Below are 15,818 nucleotides of genomic sequence, written 5' to 3'. Positions count from 1 at the left end.
CATTTACGGGCACAACGGTCCTGCTTTTACTACACGTCGCTTACACGCCGCTCTGCAGCAGCATGTTACGGATGTGACCAATGGCCTTAGTCGGGTTCAGGCCTTTGGGACATACGTTGACGCAGTTCATGATCCCGCGGCAGCGGAATACGCTGAACGGGTCATCCAGCGAAGCCAGACGCTCGGACGTCTTGGTGTCACGGCTGTCTGCCAGGAAGCGGTACGCTTGCAGCAGGGCAGCTGGACCCAGGAACTTGTCCGGGTTCCACCAGAAGGACGGGCACGACGTCGAGCAGCAAGCGCACAGGATGCACTCGTACAGACCGTCGAGCTTCTCACGCTCTTCCGGGGACTGCAGACGCTCGATGGCCGGGGCCGGCGTGTCGTTCTGCAGGAACGGCTTAACTTTCTCGTATTGCTTGTAGAAGATGCTCATATCCACGACCAGGTCACGGATAACCGGCAAACCTGGCAGCGGACGAACGATCAACTTGTTGCCTTTAACCACGGCAGACAGCGGCGTGATGCACGCCAGGCCGTTTTTGCCGTTGATGTTCATGCCGTCGGAACCGCACACACCTTCACGGCAAGAGCGACGATACGAGAAACCTTCGTCCTGCTCTTTGATCAGCGCCAATACATCCAGCACCATCAGGTCTTTACCACCGGTATCAACCTGGAACTCCTGCATGAACGGCGCAGCGTCCTGATCAGGGTTGTAGCGATAAACACTGACTTTCAACATGGCAGCCACCCTTAGTAAGTCCGAATCTTCGGTTCAAACGTCGGTACCGTCTTCGGCGAGAAGTTCACGGCACGCTTGGTTACGCGCTTGTCACCCGGGAAGTACAGGGTGTGGCACAACCAGTTTTCGTCATCGCGATCTTCAAAGTCTTCACGCGCGTGAGCACCACGGGATTCTTTACGAACCTCGGCGGCGATCGCAGTCGCTTCAGCCACTTCCAGCAGGTTTTGCAGTTCAAGGGCTTCGATACGAGCGGTGTTGAACGCCTGGCTCTTATCGTTGATCTTGACGTTGGCGATGCGCACGCGCAGATCGGCCAGTTGGGCAATACCCTTCTGCATGTATTCGCCAGTACGGAATACACCGAAGTAGTTCTGCATGCAGCTTTGCAGCTCGCGACGCAGGGTAGCTACGTCTTCGCCATCAGTGCGCGAGTTCAGCGCATTCAGACGGGCCAGGGCCGCCTCGATGTTGGCGTCGGTCGCGTCATCGTATTCGATGCCGTCGGTCAGCGCTTTTTCGAGGTGCAGGCCGGCAGCACGACCGAATACCACCAAGTCGAGCAGCGAGTTGCCGCCCAGACGGTTGGCACCGTGTACCGATACGCACGCCACTTCGCCTACGGCGAACAGACCATGAATGATCTCGTCCACGCCTTCAGCGTTTTGGGTGATCGCCTGGCCATGAATGTTGGTCGGCACGCCGCCCATCATATAGTGGCAGGTTGGAACAACCGGAACCGGTGCAACTACCGGGTCAACGTGTGCGAAGGTCTTGGACAGCTCGCAGATGCCTGGCAGGCGGCTGTGCAGCACTTCTTCGCCCAGGTGATCGAGCTTGAGCAGTACGTGGTCGCCGTTCGGGCCACAGCCGTTGCCGGCAATGATTTCCTTAACCATCGAACGGGCTACAACGTCACGGCCAGCAAGGTCTTTCGCGTTCGGCGCATAACGCTCCATGAAACGCTCGCCGTGCTTGTTGATCAGGTAACCACCTTCACCACGGCAACCTTCTGTAACCAATACACCGGCGCCGGCGATGCCGGTCGGGTGGAACTGCCACATTTCGATGTCTTGCACTGGCACGCCGGCACGCAGTGCCATGCCAACGCCGTCACCGGTGTTGATCAGGGCATTGGTGGTCGACGCGTAGATACGGCCTGCACCGCCCGTCGCCAGAACAGTAGCCTTGGCGCGGATATAGGTGGTTTCACCGGTTTCAATGCAGATGGCGATCACACCGACGAATGCGCCGTCGGCGTTCTTCACCAGGTCAACCGCGTAGTATTCGTTCAGGAACGTGGTGCCGGCTTTCAGGTTGCCCTGATAAAGCGTGTGCAGCAGCGCGTGACCGGTACGGTCGGACGCGGCGCAGGTACGGGCAGCCTGCCCGCCTTTACCGTAATCCTTCGACTGGCCGCCGAATGGACGCTGGTAGATACGGCCTTGCTCGGTACGGGAGAACGGCAGACCCATGTGGTCCAGCTCGAACACCGCGGCCGGGCCTTCCTGACACATGTATTCGATAGCGTCCTGGTCACCGATATAGTCGGAACCCTTGACGGTATCGTACATGTGCCAGCGCCAGTCATCGTTCGGGTCGGCGGAGGCGATGGCGCAGGTAATACCACCCTGGGCCGATACGGTGTGGGAACGGGTCGGGAACACCTTGGTGATCACGGCAGTCTTGTGACCGCCCTGTGCCAGCTGCAGCGCAGCGCGCATGCCAGCACCGCCGCCACCAATAATGATGGCGTCGAATGAAATAGTTGGAATGTTAGCCATGAATCAGATACCCCAAAGAATCTGCACACCCCAGACGAAGTAAGCGAACATCGCGATGCCGCATACTGCCTGGAAGAGGAAACGTACTGCGGTCGCGGACTTGCCCAGCGCCATTGGCGTCAGGTAGTCGGTCGCGATGGTCCACATGCCAACCCAGGCGTGAGCACCCAGGGCAACAAGGGCCAGCAGACTGAAGATTCGCATCGCATTGTGGGAAAACAGGCCGTGCCATTGCTCATAGCCGATGCCCGGATTTGCGACGAGGTATCCGATCAGGAAAATGAAATAAGCCGCGAGAACAACCGCAGACACACGTTGTGCCATCCAGTCATAGAGGCCCGAACGCGATAGGTTCGTAACGCTGGTTACCATATCCAAACTCCTGCCAGAACGATCAGCACCACGGAGATGGCGATGATGATTTTCGAGCCCAGGCGGCCGCCTTCCAGCGTCTCACCGATGCCCATGTCCATGATCAAGTGGCGCACACCGGCTACCAGGTGATACAGCAGAGCGGACAGGAGGCCCCATGCTACGAACTTGGCCAGCGGGCTGGTCAAGCATGCCTTCACCTCGGCGTAACCTTCCTCGGAACCCAGGGATTTGCTCAATGCATAAAGCATGATGCCCAAGCCCAGGAACAGGATGATGCCGGAAACACGGTGCAGGAACGACGTAACGCCGGTGATGGGGAGTTTGATGGTCCTTAGGTCTAGGTTTACAGGTCGTTGGCTATTCACGGCTTTTTTTCACACTTAAGAGCCCCTAACAATCAGGGCAAAGTTGTCGGGGAGTGCACTGGTCAGGTAAGCACCACCCAGGGAGTGCGACCCCCAATGAAAGCAAGCCCAAAAGCCCTTGGCGGTCGGTGGCCGAGTATAGACAGTTAGGTTACTAATGACAACGCGCTCACCTCACCCTAATAGCGGATTGCGCTGGCGGGATAAAAGGCGTAAACGGCAGGTAATTTCGAGGAAAAAGTACGGTTAAAGCCTTCTGGGGCAAGACTTTAGGCAAATTGACATCTGAATTTATCTCACTATAGTGGTGCGGGCCCTGCGTGGGGGGTCTGTCTGATGATTTGAAGCATAAATAGGAGGCCACATGGCTGACAAAAAAGCGCAGTTGATCATCGAGGGCGCAGCCCCCGTCGAGCTGCCCATTTTAACCGGCACCGTTGGTCCCGATGTTATCGACGTACGGGGCCTGACGGCCACGGGCCGTTTCACTTTCGACCCAGGCTTCATGTCGACCGCCTCTTGCGAGTCGAAGATCACCTATATCGACGGCGATAATGGCATTCTGCTTCACCGCGGCTACCCGATCGAACAACTGGCTGAGAAGTCGGACTACCTGGAAACCTGCTACCTGCTGCTAAATGGCGAATTGCCAACAGCCGAGCAAAAAGCCCAGTTCGTCAGCACCGTGAAGAACCACACCATGGTTCACGAGCAGTTGAAGACCTTCTTCAACGGCTTCCGTCGCGACGCCCATCCGATGGCCGTCATGTGCGGCGTGGTCGGCGCCCTGTCGGCCTTCTATCATGACTCCCTCGACATCAATAACCCGCAGCATCGCGAAATCTCCGCGATCCGCCTGGTTGCCAAGATGCCGACCCTGGCCGCAATGGTTTACAAGTACTCCATGGGCCAACCCATGATGTACCCGCGCAACGACCTGACGTACGCGGAAAACTTCCTGCACATGATGTTCAACACGCCGTGCGAGATCAAACCGATCAGCCCGGTGCTTGCCAAGGCCATGGACCGGATCTTCATCCTCCACGCCGACCACGAACAGAACGCCTCGACTTCTACCGTGCGTCTGGCAGGTTCTTCGGGTGCGAACCCGTTCGCCTGTATCGCCGCCGGTATCGCCGCACTGTGGGGCCCTGCCCACGGCGGTGCGAACGAAGCCGTGTTGACCATGCTCGATGAAATCGGCGATGTCTCGAACATCGACACATTCATCGCCAAGGCCAAGGACAAGAACGACCCGTTCAAGTTGATGGGTTTCGGTCACCGGGTCTACAAGAACCGCGACCCGCGCGCCACCGTCATGAAACAGACCTGCGACGAAGTGTTGAAGGAACTGGGTATCAAGAACGATCCGCAACTCGAACTGGCCATGCGCCTGGAAGAGATCGCCCTGACCGACCCGTACTTCATCGAACGCTCGCTGTACCCGAACGTCGACTTCTACTCGGGGATCATCCTCAAGGCGATCGGCATTCCAACCAGCATGTTCACCGTGATCTTCGCCCTGGCGCGGACCGTGGGCTGGATCTCCCACTGGAAAGAAATGCTCTCCAGCCCGTACAAGATTGGCCGCCCGCGCCAGCTGTACACCGGCTACGAGTCGCGTGACATCACCAAGCTGGAAGATCGCAAGTAAGCACTGGCTGCAAGCTGTACTGAGAACGGCCTCCCTTAGTGGAGGCCGTTTTTGTTTGTGCCGCCTGACATACCGCTTTCGCGAGCAAGCCCGCTCCCACAGTTGACCGTGTACATCCTTTGAAATGCGGTCAACTGTGGGAGCGGGCTTGCTCGCGAAAGCAATAGCCCAGGCAACACAGAACCCCAGGCAAAAAAATGCCCCAGCGTTTCGGCCGGGGCATTTCTTATTTAGTTACAACCTTAGTGATTAACCGCCCCGCTCGCCCCCAGGCCAGTTTGCGAACGCACAAACTGCGGGAAGTACAGCGCACGCTCTTTCTCTGCCGCCGCCGACTTGTCGGTGATGGAGAAGAACCAGATGCCGACGAACGCAATGATCATCGAGAACAGCGCCGGGTACTCGTACGGGAAGATGGCTTTTTCGTGGTGCAGGATCGAGACCCAGATGGTCGGGCCCAGCACCATCAGGCCAACGGCACTGATCAAGCCCAGCCAGCCGCCAATCATCGCGCCACGGGTGGTGAGGTTTTTCCAGTACATGGAAAGCAGCAACACCGGGAAGTTACAGCTGGCCGCAATGGAGAACGCCAGGCCGACCATGAACGCAATGTTCTGGCTTTCGAACAGGATACCCAGGCCGATAGCCAACACGCCCAAGGCGATGGTGGTGATCTTCGATACGCGAATCTCATCCTTGTCGTTGGTCTTGCCTTTCTTGATCACGCTGGCGTACAGGTCATGGGACACCGCCGAAGCACCGGCCAGGGTCAAACCGGCAACCACCGCGAGGATAGTGGCGAACGCCACGGCCGAGATGAAGCCCAGGAAGATACTGCCACCCACCGCATTGGCCAGGTGCACTGCCGCCATGTTGTTACCGCCCAGCAAGGCGCCTGCCGCATCTTTGAACGCCGGGTTGGTGCTGACCAGCAGGATCGCGCCAAAGCCGATGATAAAGGTCAGGATATAGAAGTAGCCGATGAAGCCAGTTGCATAGAGCACGCTCTTACGCGCTTCCTTGGCGTCGCTTACGGTGAAGAAGCGCATCAGGATGTGCGGCAGGCCAGCGGTACCGAACATCAGTGCCAGGCCCAGGGAGAATGCCGAGATTGGGTCTTTCACCAAGCCGCCGGGGCTCATGATCGCTTCACCTTTAGGGTGAACCTTGATCGCCTCGGAGAACAGGGCGTTGAAGTCGAAGTTGACGTGCTTCATCACCATCAGCGCCATGAACGAGGCACCGGACAGCAACAGCACTGCCTTGATGATCTGCACCCAAGTGGTCGCCAGCATGCCGCCGAACAGCACGTACATGCACATCAAGATACCCACCAGGATGACCGCTACGTGGTAGTCCAGGCCGAACAACAGCTGAATCAGCTTGCCCGCACCAACCATCTGCGCGATCAGGTAGAACGCCACCACCACCAAAGAGCCACACGCGGACAGGCTGCGGATCTGGGTCTGGCCCAGGCGGTAGGAGGCAACGTCAGCAAAGGTGTACTTGCCCAGGTTGCGCAGGCGCTCGGCGATCAGGAACAGAATGATCGGCCAGCCCACCAGAAAGCCGATCGAGTAGATCAGGCCGTCATAACCGGAGGTATAAACCAGTGCGGAAATCCCCAGGAAAGACGCCGCCGACATATAGTCACCGGCAATCGCCAGGCCATTCTGGAAACCGGTGATCTTGCCGCCAGCCGCGTAGTAATCGGCCGCCGACTTGTTGCGCTTGGACGCCCAGTAGGTGATGCACAAGGTGGCACCGACAAACGCGACAAACATCACGATGGCCGAGATGTTCAGCGGTTGCCTTTGCACTTCACCGGTCAATGCATCCGCAGCCCAGACGGCCGGAGCAAAGAGCGAAGCGCCGAATACTGCCAGTAGACGCCGGATCATTGCGCAGCCTCCTTGAGAATCGCATTGTTCAGGTCGTCAAACTCGCCGTTGGCCCGCCGCACATAGATGCCGGTCAGGATAAAGGCCGACACAATCAGCCCGACACCCAGGGGAATGCCCCAGGTAATCGACGAGCCAGGGCTGAGTTTTGCCCCCAGCACTTGTGGCCCGTAGGCGATCAACAGGATGAAACCGGAGTAAAGCCCTAGCATGATCGCCGAGAGAATCCAGGCGAACCGTTCCCTTTTTCTCACCAGCTCCTTGAAACGCGGGCTGTTTTGAATCGAGAGGTAAATGCTGTCGTTCATTGTTTTTATCCTCGCAGCACAGCTTTTTTATTATTGGTACGTATCCACTGTATGCGGCTGCACAAAGGGTTCCAGACGACCTTAGTATTAGAACGACATGAGGGTTATCGCCAGTTTTGCACTGACTGAATTGACAGGTTTTGACCCAGAAACGACAAAGCCCGCCTGACGACAACGCCAGACGGGCCTGCAAGGTGCTATCTAGACACTTCGGGGTTTATTTACCGACCCACTCGGCAACACGCTCAGGGTGCTTGGCGACCCAATCCTTGGCCGCTGCATCAGGCTTGGCACCTTCTTGTATCGCCAGCATGACTTCGCCGATTTCGTCCTTGGAAGCCCACTGGAATTTCTTCAGGAAGGCTGCGACTTCCGGCGCTTTCTTCTCCAGGCCCTTGCTGCCGATGCTGTTGACGGTTTCAGCAGCACCATAAATCCCTTTTGGATCGTCCAGGAAACGCAGTTTCCACTTGGCGAACATCCAGTGTGGCACCCAACCGGTAACCGCAATGGACTCCTGTTTGTCTTCGGCACGGGTCAGCTCGGCGATCATCGCCGCGCCCGAACTGGCTTGCAGCTTGTAGTCGAGGCCATATTGCTTGATGGCTTCGTCGGTCTTGAGCATCACACCTGAACCCGCGTCGATGCCGACGATTTTGTTCTTGAAGGTGGTGTCAGTCTTGAGGTCCTCGATGGACTTGGCCTTGACGTACTCCGGCACGATCAAGCCGATCTTAGCGTCCTTGAAGTTGGGGCCATAATCGACCACCTTGTCCTTGTTCTTGGTCCAATACTCACCGTGGGTGACCGGCAGCCAGGCAGAAAGCATGGCGTCGAGCTTACCGGTGGCAACACCCTGCCACATGATCCCGGTGGCGACCGCTTGCAGTTTCACGTCATAGCCGAGCTTTTGCTTGATCACCTCTGCCGCCACGTGCGTGGTGGCAACGCTGTCCGACCAGCCATCTACGTAGCCGATGCTCAGGGTTTTGCTGTCGGCGCTGGCCAGTGTGGAGCTCATCGCAACTACCAGAGTGGCAGCTGCGCCCAAGAGTCGTCGCATCTTCATTGTGCTTCCCCGAAAGTGCTGCGCCCAGCGGATGCCGAGCGACGTCAACCTGTTGTTCTGTGGTGCACCGCGCCCCCTTCACGCGCATCGATCCGGCTGCTGCGCCGTCAGTGGAGTGCTGACACCTCGATCATCGACCTGACTGGACTTGGAACCTGCTCTGTCAGCGACCTTGTACAAGCAAGAAACGACATCACATCGCCAGTAGGACGCTTTGTAGGACTTGACGCCAAAATCCCGCCCGAACTTTGCATGTCAAAATTATGCTGCCCCACTGGGACTCGCCAAATCCGGGTAAGATGCGCGCCTTTGCTCTTCCAGATAAGCCGACCATGCCCGCGAATGCCCGCTTCCCTGCCCTGCCCTATTTCTTTGCCTTGCTCCTCGGCCTGTTGGCCCTGATCGGTTACTGGTATGGCCTCGGCCGGCCCGTGATGTTGCCAGACGTTGCCAGCGCTACGCACAAGATGCAGTGCGCGTCCTACACACCGTTCGACAAAGACCAATCGCCGTTTGACCAGCCGTTCAGGCTGCGCCCTGAACGCATGGACGCCGACCTGGCCCTGCTGGCCACTCGCTTTGAATGCATTCGCACCTACTCCATGACCGGCCTGGAAGCCTTGCCGGACATGGCGCGCAAGCATGGGCTGAAGGTGATGGCCGGCGCCTGGGTCAGCAGCGACCCGGTGGCGACCGAAAAGGAAATCGACCAGTTGATCGCCTCGGCCAACGCCAGCCCGGATGTCGTGACGTCGGTGATCGTCGGCAACGAAGCCCTGCTGCGCAAGGAAGTCACCGCCGCGCAACTGGTAAAGCTGATTCAGAACGTCAAACGCCAGATCAAGCAGCCAGTGACTTACGCGGACGTGTGGGAGTTCTGGCTGCAACACCCGGAAATAGCTCCGGCGGTGGATTTCCTGACCATTCACCTGCTGCCGTATTGGGAAGATGATCCGTCCGGCATCGACCAGGCCCTCAAGCACGTGGGCGATGTGCGCCAGACCTTTGGCAACAAGTTTGCGCCCAAGGACATTCTGATCGGTGAAACCGGCTGGCCCAGCGAAGGCCGCCAGCGCGAAACCGCGGTGCCAAGCCGGGTCAACGAAGCCAAGTTCATGCGCGGCTTTGTGGCCATGGCTGAGGCCAATGGCTGGCGTTACAACTTGATCGAAGCGTTTGACCAGCCCTGGAAGCGCGCCAGCGAAGGCGCCGTAGGTGGTTACTGGGGCCTGTTCGATGCCGATCGCCAGGACAAGGGCATCCTCGCCGGGCCGGTGACCAATGTGCCGTACTGGCCACTGTGGCTGGGCGTGGGTGGGATTATCCTGTTGGGCACCTTGGCGCTGGGTGGGCGTGTACGCAGCACGCGCGCTGCCATTGTCCTGCCGCTGCTGGGTGCAGTCGCCGCCTCCTCCATCGGCACCTGGGCTGAGCTGAGCCGCGTGACCGCACGCTTCAGTGAGGAATGGGTGTGGGCAGGTTTGCTGATGGTGTTGAACTTGTTGGTGCTGGCTCACGCCGCGCTGGCTTTGAGCGCGCGGGAAGGCTGGCGTGAGCGGGCGTTCAACTGGCTGGAGCAGCGTGCAGGCTGGCTAGTGGCGATCGCCGGGTTTGCCGGCGCAGTGATGATGTTGGCGTTGGTGTTCGACCCGCGTTATCGCAGCTTCCCGAGTGCGGCGCTGGTGTTGCCTGCCCTGATATACTTGGTACGTCCGGTGACGGGGCCGCGTCGGGAGATTGCGCTGCTGGCTTTTATCATCGGTGCCGGCATTGCGCCGCAGTTGTACCGTGAAGGGTTGTTGAACCAGCAGGCTTGGGGTTGGGCGGTGGCCAGCCTGCTCATGGTTGTGGCTTTGTGGCGTTGCTTGCGGGTGCGTAAGGCTTAAGACCGCTTTCGCGAGCAAGTTGAAGCGTCGAACCGCCGCTTCGACTTACTCGCGAAGAGGCCCTATCAAGCAGCCCGAGGCTTCCTGACCAATCGCAACCCCGCAATCACCACCGCAAACACCGCAAACGCAGTGTTGTACAACGCCAGCGCCGGCAACCCGAACACCATCCCCAGCACTGCCAACCCCCATCCCGCACGACCCGGCACGAAAAACGCCAGCACCGACGTAACCAACGCTGCCCAGCCAAGCACCCTGAAGTGAATCATCAGCCCCAGGTTCGAACGCAGCTGACATTCCCAGCGGCTGGCTTCATCGGCGCAGATGCCAACCCACCGGCCATCTTCCATAAAGCCGTAACGCGCGCCATAACTGGCGGCCAGCCACAACGGCAAGGCAATAAGCAGCAAAATCAGCGGCAAACGACGGGACATGGGGTACTCCGATAGGCAAAAACGGCGCTCAGCTTAATGCTCCGGCGGCCGTTAGCAAGGTGTACGCGCAGATAACTGTTCACCAATGCGCGGCAAAGTGTATCTTCTCGCTACTATTACCCCGATTCCGACGTTATTTTCCGACTTTTCGTGCCGAGAGCTGGCACTTCGGTGGCAACGCGGTGGTCATAGCCTGCGAACTTTATTAAGCACGTTTCCTCCTAGGGATTAAGTCATGCTCCGTTCCTTGCGCTGCGCTGCCTTGTTGGGCAGCCTTTTTTTGAGTGCGTCAGCACTGGCCGTCGACATCGACCAGGCCACCTATGGCTTCCCTTTGACGAATCCGTTCGAAGCGACCATCGCCACTACCCCGCCTGACCTTCGGCCGAAATTGCCGAGCGATGACGAGATCAACCAGTCCGACTACACCCTGAACATGCGCCCCGAGCGCGAGTTCAGCCTGCCGGACAACTTCTGGGCGGTGAAGAAACTCACCTACCGCATCGCCAAGCAGGATCGCGCCGCGCCGTTGATCTTCCTGATCGCGGGCACCGGCGCGCGGTTTGACAGCAGCATCAACGAATACCTGAAAAAGCTGTATTACCAGGCCGGTTACCACGTGGTGCAGCTGTCGTCGCCCACCAGCTTTGACTTCATCAGCGCCGCCTCGCGCTTCGCCACCCCGGGTATCACCCAGGAAGACGCCGAGGACATGTACCGCGTGATGCAAGCCGTGCGCGCGCAGAATGCCTCGCTGCCGGTGACCGACTTCTACCTCACCGGCTACAGCCTCGGCGGCCTGGATGCAGCGTTTGTCGCCAAACTCGATGAGACCCGCCGCAGCTTCAACTTCAAGAAAGTGTTGCTGCTGAACCCGCCGGTCAATCTCTACACCTCGATCACCAACCTCGACAAGTTGGTACAGACCGAAGTCAAGGGCATCAACAACACCACCACCTTCTATGAGTTGGTGCTGAACAAGCTGACCCGCTACTTCCAGCAAAAGGGCTACATCGATCTGAATGACGCCCTGCTCTACGACTTCCAGAACTCCAAGCAGCACCTGACCAACGAACAGATGGCCATGCTGATCGGCACCTCGTTCCGCTTCTCGGCCGCTGACATCGCCTTTACCTCGGACCTGATCAACCGCCGCGGCCTGATCATCCCGCCGAAATACCCGATCACCGAAGGCACCAGCCTCACGCCGTTCCTCAAGCGTGCGCTGCAATGCGACTTCGACTGCTACCTCACCGAACAAGTGATCCCGATGTGGCGCGCGCGTTCCGACGGCGGCAGCCTGTTGCAACTGGTCGACCAAGTCAGCCTGTACGCCCTCAAGGACTACCTGCACACCAACCCGAAGATCGCCGTCATGCACAACGCCGACGACGTGATCCTCGGCCCAGGCGACCTCGGTTTCCTGCGTGAAACCTTCGGCGATCGCTTGACCGTCTACCCGCTGGGCGGCCACTGCGGCAACCTTAATTACCGCGTCAACGCCGACGCCATGCTGGAGTTCTTCCGTGGCTAAATATCTTCTGCTGCTTGCCGCCTTGATGTGCGCAGGCGTGGCCAATGCCGACAACAGCAAGGCTCACGAACCCACCGTGGTTGGCTCAGACGGCTTCAAGGAGCCACTGACCAAGCTCAAGTTCAACCCGGGCCTGGACCAGCGTGAATTCGAGCGTTCAACGCTCACCGCGCTCAACGTCTACGACCCGCTGGAAGCGTGGAACCGTCGCGTGTACCACTTCAACTACCGCTTCGACCAATGGGTGTTCCTGCCCGTGGTCGACGGTTACCGCTACGTCACCCCAAGTTTCCTGCGCACCGGCGTGAGCAACTTCTTCAACAACCTGGGCGACGTACCGAACCTGTTGAACAGCCTGCTGCAGCTCAAGGGCCACCGCTCCCTGGAAACCACCGGGCGCCTGTTGGTCAACACCACCATCGGCATCGCCGGCCTGTGGGACCCTGCTACCGCCATGGGCCTGCCGCGCCAGAGCGAAGACTTCGGCCAGACCCTGGGCTTCTACGGCGTGCCTGGCGGCGCGTACCTGGTGCTGCCGGTCTTCGGCCCCTCAAACCTGCGCGACACCGGTGGCTTGCTGGTCGACTACACCGCCGAAACCCAAATCAACTTCCTCAATGTGGCTGAAGTCAGCTCCAACCACCCGGAAATCTGGGCCCTGCGCGCGGTCGACAAGCGCTACCAGACCAGCTTCCGGTATGGTCAGATGAACTCGCCGTTCGAGTATGAGAAGGTGCGGTACATCTATACGGAATCGCGCAAGTTGCAGATTGCGGAGTAATCAGCGCCACAAAAAAAGGCCATTCGATTGAATGGCCTTTTTTATTGCGATTGGATCAAGCCTTCGCGGTTTTCCAGAGCTTACCCACTGCGCTGACAACGGCCAGCACCACCGCCCCCGCAACAATCCCCGCCACGCCATTCAGCAGCGTCGGCACCAACCATGCCACGCTACCCGCGCCCTGGCTGACCGTCTCGATCCAGTGATGCACCACGGGTACGCCATGGGTGAGAATCCCACCGCCCACCAGGAACATCGCTGCCGTGCCGATGACCGACAGGCTCTTCATCATGTAAGGCGCCGCGCGCAGGATGGCACCACCGATACTGCGTGCCACCTGGCCAGGCTTCTGGGTGAGCCACAAACCCAGGTCATCCAGCTTGACGATGCCGGCCACCAGCCCGTAGACGCCCACGGTCATGACGATGGCAATGCCCGACAGCACAACCACCTGCTGCATCAATGGCGCGTCAGCCACGGTGCCAAGGGTGATGGCGATGATTTCGGCGGAGAGGATGAAGTCGGTGCGGATTGCGCCCTTGATCTTGTCCTTTTCGAAGGCCACCAGGTCGGTCGCCGGGTCGCCAACAGCTTCGACCAACTGGGCGTGTTCAGCTTGATCTTCATCCTTGCTGTGCAGGAACTTGTGCGCGAGCTTCTCAAAGCCTTCGAAACACAGGTAGGCACCGCCAAGCATCAACAAAGGCGTCACCGCCCAAGGCGCAAATGCGCTGATCAACAGTGCGGTGGGCACCAGGATCAATTTATTGATAAACGAGCCCTTCGCCACCGCCCACACCACGGGGATTTCCCGCTCGGCCCGCACCCCGGAGACCTGCTGGGCGTTGAGTGCCAGGTCGTCACCCAGCACGCCGGCAGTCTTCTTCGCCGCCATTTTTGTCATCAGGGCAACGTCATCGAGTACGGCGGCGATATCGTCGATCAACACCAACAAGCTGCTTCCTGCCATGAATCGGACTTCCGTAAGAGTGAGATGGCGCGAGCATAACGCGGCGCACAGCTTTGCGGGCACATTGTTGAGGCTCGCGGATGGCCGGTGCTACCATGCGCAACCGCCTGTACTGGCAAGGAAACCTCTGGTTTATGAGCACCATTCGCGAGCGCAACAAAGAAAAGATCCTGCGGGCGGCCAGCGAGGAGTTTGCCGACAAAGGCTTCGCCGCGACCAAAACCAGCGACATCGCCGCCAAGGCCGGGCTGCCCAAGCCCAACGTGTACTACTACTTCAAGTCCAAGGACAACCTCTACCGCGAGGTGCTCGAAAGCATTATCGAGCCGATCCTGGCCGCTTCCACGCCGTTCAATCCTGAGGGCGAGCCTTCGGTGGTGCTGAGCAACTACATCCGCTCGAAGATCCGCATTTCCCGCGACCTGCCGTTTGCCTCAAAGGTCTTCGCCAGCGAAATCATGCACGGCGCGCCGCACTTGAGCGCTGATCAGGTCGAACAACTCAACGCCCAGGCCAAACACAACATCGCGTGCATCCAGAGCTGGGTGGATCGCGGCCTGATCGCAGCGATTGACCCCCATCACTTGATGTTCAGCATCTGGGCGGCGACGCAGACGTATGCGGATTTTGACTGGCAGATCTCGGCGGTGACCGGGAAGACCAAGTTGGATGAGGCAGATTATGAGGCGGCGGCATTGACGATTATTCGGTTGGTGTTGAAGGGGTGTGAGTTGGACTGAGAGACCGGGGGTGCCTGTGCCATTCGCGAGCAAGTCGAATCGTCGCACCGCTGCTCCCACAGTTGATCCGCGCCAGACACACAATGTATGAACACAGCAGATCCAATGTGGGAGCGGGCTTGCTCGCGAATGCGCCCTCCCAGACACATCCTGCCAAAAGCCTGCCATTCAGCATCAGCCACCTGGATCTAGCCTCTCAGAACCCCCACTGAAGAGAGGCCATGGAATGCCTGATTTAGCTACGTCACATCGCCTGCGTATCGGGCTCTTCAGCGAACCCAACCGCATTTACCTGATTACCACCAATACCCACGAACGTGTGCCGATATTCAGTGACTTTCATCTGGGCCGTTTGGTGGTCTGGCAATTCAGGCTTGCCCAGTATCAAGGATTAGCAAACTCGCTAGCCTGGGTGGTGATGCCCGACCATTTCCACTGGCTGCTCGAACTACAAAAAGGCTCACTGGGGGATCTGATGTGCCAAGTGAAATCCAAAAGCACTCGAAGCGTAAACGGGGCTACCGGGCGCAAAGGTCGGCTTTGGCAAACCAGCTTTCATGATCGCGAGCTGCGCAAGGAAGATGACTTGGTGAAAATGGCCAGGTATGTGGTGGCCAATCCATTGCGCGCCGGGCTGGTGACGCGGATTGGCGACTATGCGTTGTGGGACGCGATTTGGGTTTAGAGCCGGGACCGAGCTGCCGCCTTCGCGAGCAAGCCCGCTCCCACATTTGACCGTATTCACAAATATAGATGTGTGAACCCAATCAAGTGTGTGCGGGCTTGCTCGCGAAGAGGCCATATCAGTCAACCAAAAATCAAGCAGACACCCCCGCATCCGCCATCAACCCCACCCCCTCAATCGCTGTAATCGCACACTGCTCATCAATATCCGACGTATCCCCGCTGATCCCGATCGCCCCCAGCACCACACCCTCGTGACTTCGAATCAACACCCCGCCCGGCGCGGGTACTACGCTGCCCTGCCCCAAACTGTTCAACGCCGCGATAAACGCCGGGCGCTGCTGCGCGTCCAGCGCCAACAGGCGTGAGCCTTTGCCCAGGGCTATCGCGCCCCAAGCCTTGCCGATGGCGATTTGCGGGCGCAGTAGGCTGGCGCCGTCTTCGCGTTGCAACGTGACCAGATGGCCGCCGCTGTCGAGTACTGCGATGGTCAGCGGCGCCGCCGCAATGGTGCGCCCTGCGCTGAGGGCCTGGCTGACCAGTTGGGTGGCGAGTTTCAAGGTTAAAGCGCTCATGGTGCCGTCCTTC

At 58.8% G+C, this 15,818-nt stretch carries 16 protein-coding genes; 6 read left to right on the top strand and 10 right to left on the bottom strand.

What is annotated here, in order from left to right; all coding sequences use genetic code 11:
• Positions 1-40: 40 nt before the first annotated feature.
• The 4 genes from JBO08_RS05410 to sdhC are packed head-to-tail and all read right to left on the bottom strand — an operon-like array spanning position 41 to position 3,269.
• The gene (locus tag JBO08_RS05410) at positions 41-745 is read right to left on the bottom strand and encodes a succinate dehydrogenase iron-sulfur subunit (RefSeq protein WP_003172807.1); all 705 of its coding nucleotides are present in this window, start codon (positions 743-745) and stop codon (positions 41-43) included.
• Positions 746-756: 11 nt separating this feature from the next.
• Positions 757-2,529, bottom strand: coding sequence for a succinate dehydrogenase flavoprotein subunit (sdhA, locus tag JBO08_RS05405; RefSeq protein ID WP_065872671.1), 1,773 nt, complete (start codon positions 2,527-2,529; stop codon positions 757-759).
• A gap of 3 nt (positions 2,530-2,532) precedes the next feature.
• A complete protein-coding gene (sdhD, locus tag JBO08_RS05400) occupies positions 2,533-2,901 on the bottom strand; it encodes a succinate dehydrogenase, hydrophobic membrane anchor protein (protein WP_032889156.1) in 369 nt (122 codons plus the stop codon).
• On the bottom strand, positions 2,895-3,269 hold the full coding sequence (gene sdhC, locus JBO08_RS05395; protein WP_003172804.1) for a succinate dehydrogenase, cytochrome b556 subunit: 375 nt from the start codon (positions 3,267-3,269) through the stop codon (positions 2,895-2,897). The genes sdhD and sdhC overlap by 7 nt, the downstream gene beginning before the upstream one ends.
• 364 nt (positions 3,270-3,633) lie before the next feature.
• On the opposite strand from sdhC, the gene gltA reads away from it, so the two are divergent.
• Positions 3,634-4,923 carry a citrate synthase gene (gene gltA / locus JBO08_RS05390; RefSeq protein ID WP_014717728.1) on the top strand — a complete coding sequence of 430 codons (1,290 nt, stop codon included), beginning with the start codon at positions 3,634-3,636 and terminating at the stop codon, positions 4,921-4,923.
• A 242-nt stretch (positions 4,924-5,165) separates the two neighbouring features.
• On the opposite strand, the gene JBO08_RS05385 is transcribed toward gltA, so the two are convergent.
• From JBO08_RS05385 to JBO08_RS05375, 3 genes are all read right to left on the bottom strand, one after another.
• On the bottom strand, positions 5,166-6,824 hold the full coding sequence (locus JBO08_RS05385; protein ID WP_065872672.1) for a cation acetate symporter: 1,659 nt from the start codon (positions 6,822-6,824) through the stop codon (positions 5,166-5,168).
• A complete protein-coding gene (locus JBO08_RS05380; protein WP_049709234.1) occupies positions 6,821-7,132 on the bottom strand; it encodes a DUF485 domain-containing protein in 312 nt (103 codons plus the stop codon). Before JBO08_RS05380 ends, JBO08_RS05385 begins: the two co-directional genes overlap by 4 nt.
• 217 nt (positions 7,133-7,349) lie before the next feature.
• A complete protein-coding gene (locus JBO08_RS05375) occupies positions 7,350-8,201 on the bottom strand; it encodes a glycine betaine ABC transporter substrate-binding protein (protein ID WP_065872673.1) in 852 nt (283 codons plus the stop codon).
• Between the two features lie 332 nt (positions 8,202-8,533).
• On the opposite strand from JBO08_RS05375, the gene JBO08_RS05370 reads away from it, so the two are divergent.
• Complete coding sequence (locus JBO08_RS05370) at positions 8,534-10,087, top strand: glycosyl hydrolase family 17 protein (protein WP_220074443.1); 1,554 nt, start codon at positions 8,534-8,536, stop codon at positions 10,085-10,087.
• Positions 10,088-10,152: 65 nt separating this feature from the next.
• Here JBO08_RS05370 and JBO08_RS05365 read toward each other — a convergent pair whose 3' ends face one another.
• Positions 10,153-10,521, bottom strand: a complete 369-nt coding sequence (locus tag JBO08_RS05365) for a hypothetical protein (protein WP_065872675.1) — start codon at positions 10,519-10,521, stop codon at positions 10,153-10,155.
• A gap of 235 nt (positions 10,522-10,756) precedes the next feature.
• On the opposite strand from JBO08_RS05365, the gene JBO08_RS05360 reads away from it, so the two are divergent.
• A complete protein-coding gene (locus JBO08_RS05360) occupies positions 10,757-12,055 on the top strand; it encodes a serine/threonine protein kinase (RefSeq protein WP_065872676.1) in 1,299 nt (432 codons plus the stop codon).
• Positions 12,048-12,836, top strand: coding sequence for a VacJ family lipoprotein (locus JBO08_RS05355; RefSeq protein ID WP_065872677.1), 789 nt, complete (start codon positions 12,048-12,050; stop codon positions 12,834-12,836). Before JBO08_RS05360 ends, JBO08_RS05355 begins: the two co-directional genes overlap by 8 nt.
• Before the next feature lie 55 nt (positions 12,837-12,891).
• Here JBO08_RS05355 and JBO08_RS05350 read toward each other — a convergent pair whose 3' ends face one another.
• Positions 12,892-13,806, bottom strand: a complete 915-nt coding sequence (locus JBO08_RS05350) for a DUF808 domain-containing protein (protein ID WP_065872678.1) — start codon at positions 13,804-13,806, stop codon at positions 12,892-12,894.
• Positions 13,807-13,940: 134 nt separating this feature from the next.
• Between JBO08_RS05350 and JBO08_RS05345 the strand changes: the two genes are divergently transcribed.
• Positions 13,941-14,546, top strand: a complete 606-nt coding sequence (locus tag JBO08_RS05345) for a TetR/AcrR family transcriptional regulator (RefSeq protein WP_065872758.1) — start codon at positions 13,941-13,943, stop codon at positions 14,544-14,546.
• A 226-nt stretch (positions 14,547-14,772) separates the two neighbouring features.
• Positions 14,773-15,231 carry an REP-associated tyrosine transposase gene (locus JBO08_RS05340; RefSeq protein ID WP_065909884.1) on the top strand — a complete coding sequence of 153 codons (459 nt, stop codon included), beginning with the start codon at positions 14,773-14,775 and terminating at the stop codon, positions 15,229-15,231.
• A 133-nt stretch (positions 15,232-15,364) separates the two neighbouring features.
• On the opposite strand, the gene JBO08_RS05335 is transcribed toward JBO08_RS05340, so the two are convergent.
• Positions 15,365-15,805, bottom strand: a complete 441-nt coding sequence (locus tag JBO08_RS05335; RefSeq protein ID WP_065872680.1) for a heme-binding protein — start codon at positions 15,803-15,805, stop codon at positions 15,365-15,367.
• Between the last annotated feature and the right edge of the window lie 13 nt (positions 15,806-15,818).

Origin of the sequence: Pseudomonas sp. LAP_36 (genome assembly GCF_019456785.1) — a bacterium.
Lineage (GTDB): Bacteria > Pseudomonadota > Gammaproteobacteria > Pseudomonadales > Pseudomonadaceae > Aquipseudomonas > Aquipseudomonas tritici.
This window is presented reverse-complemented; position numbering and strand designations above follow the sequence as displayed.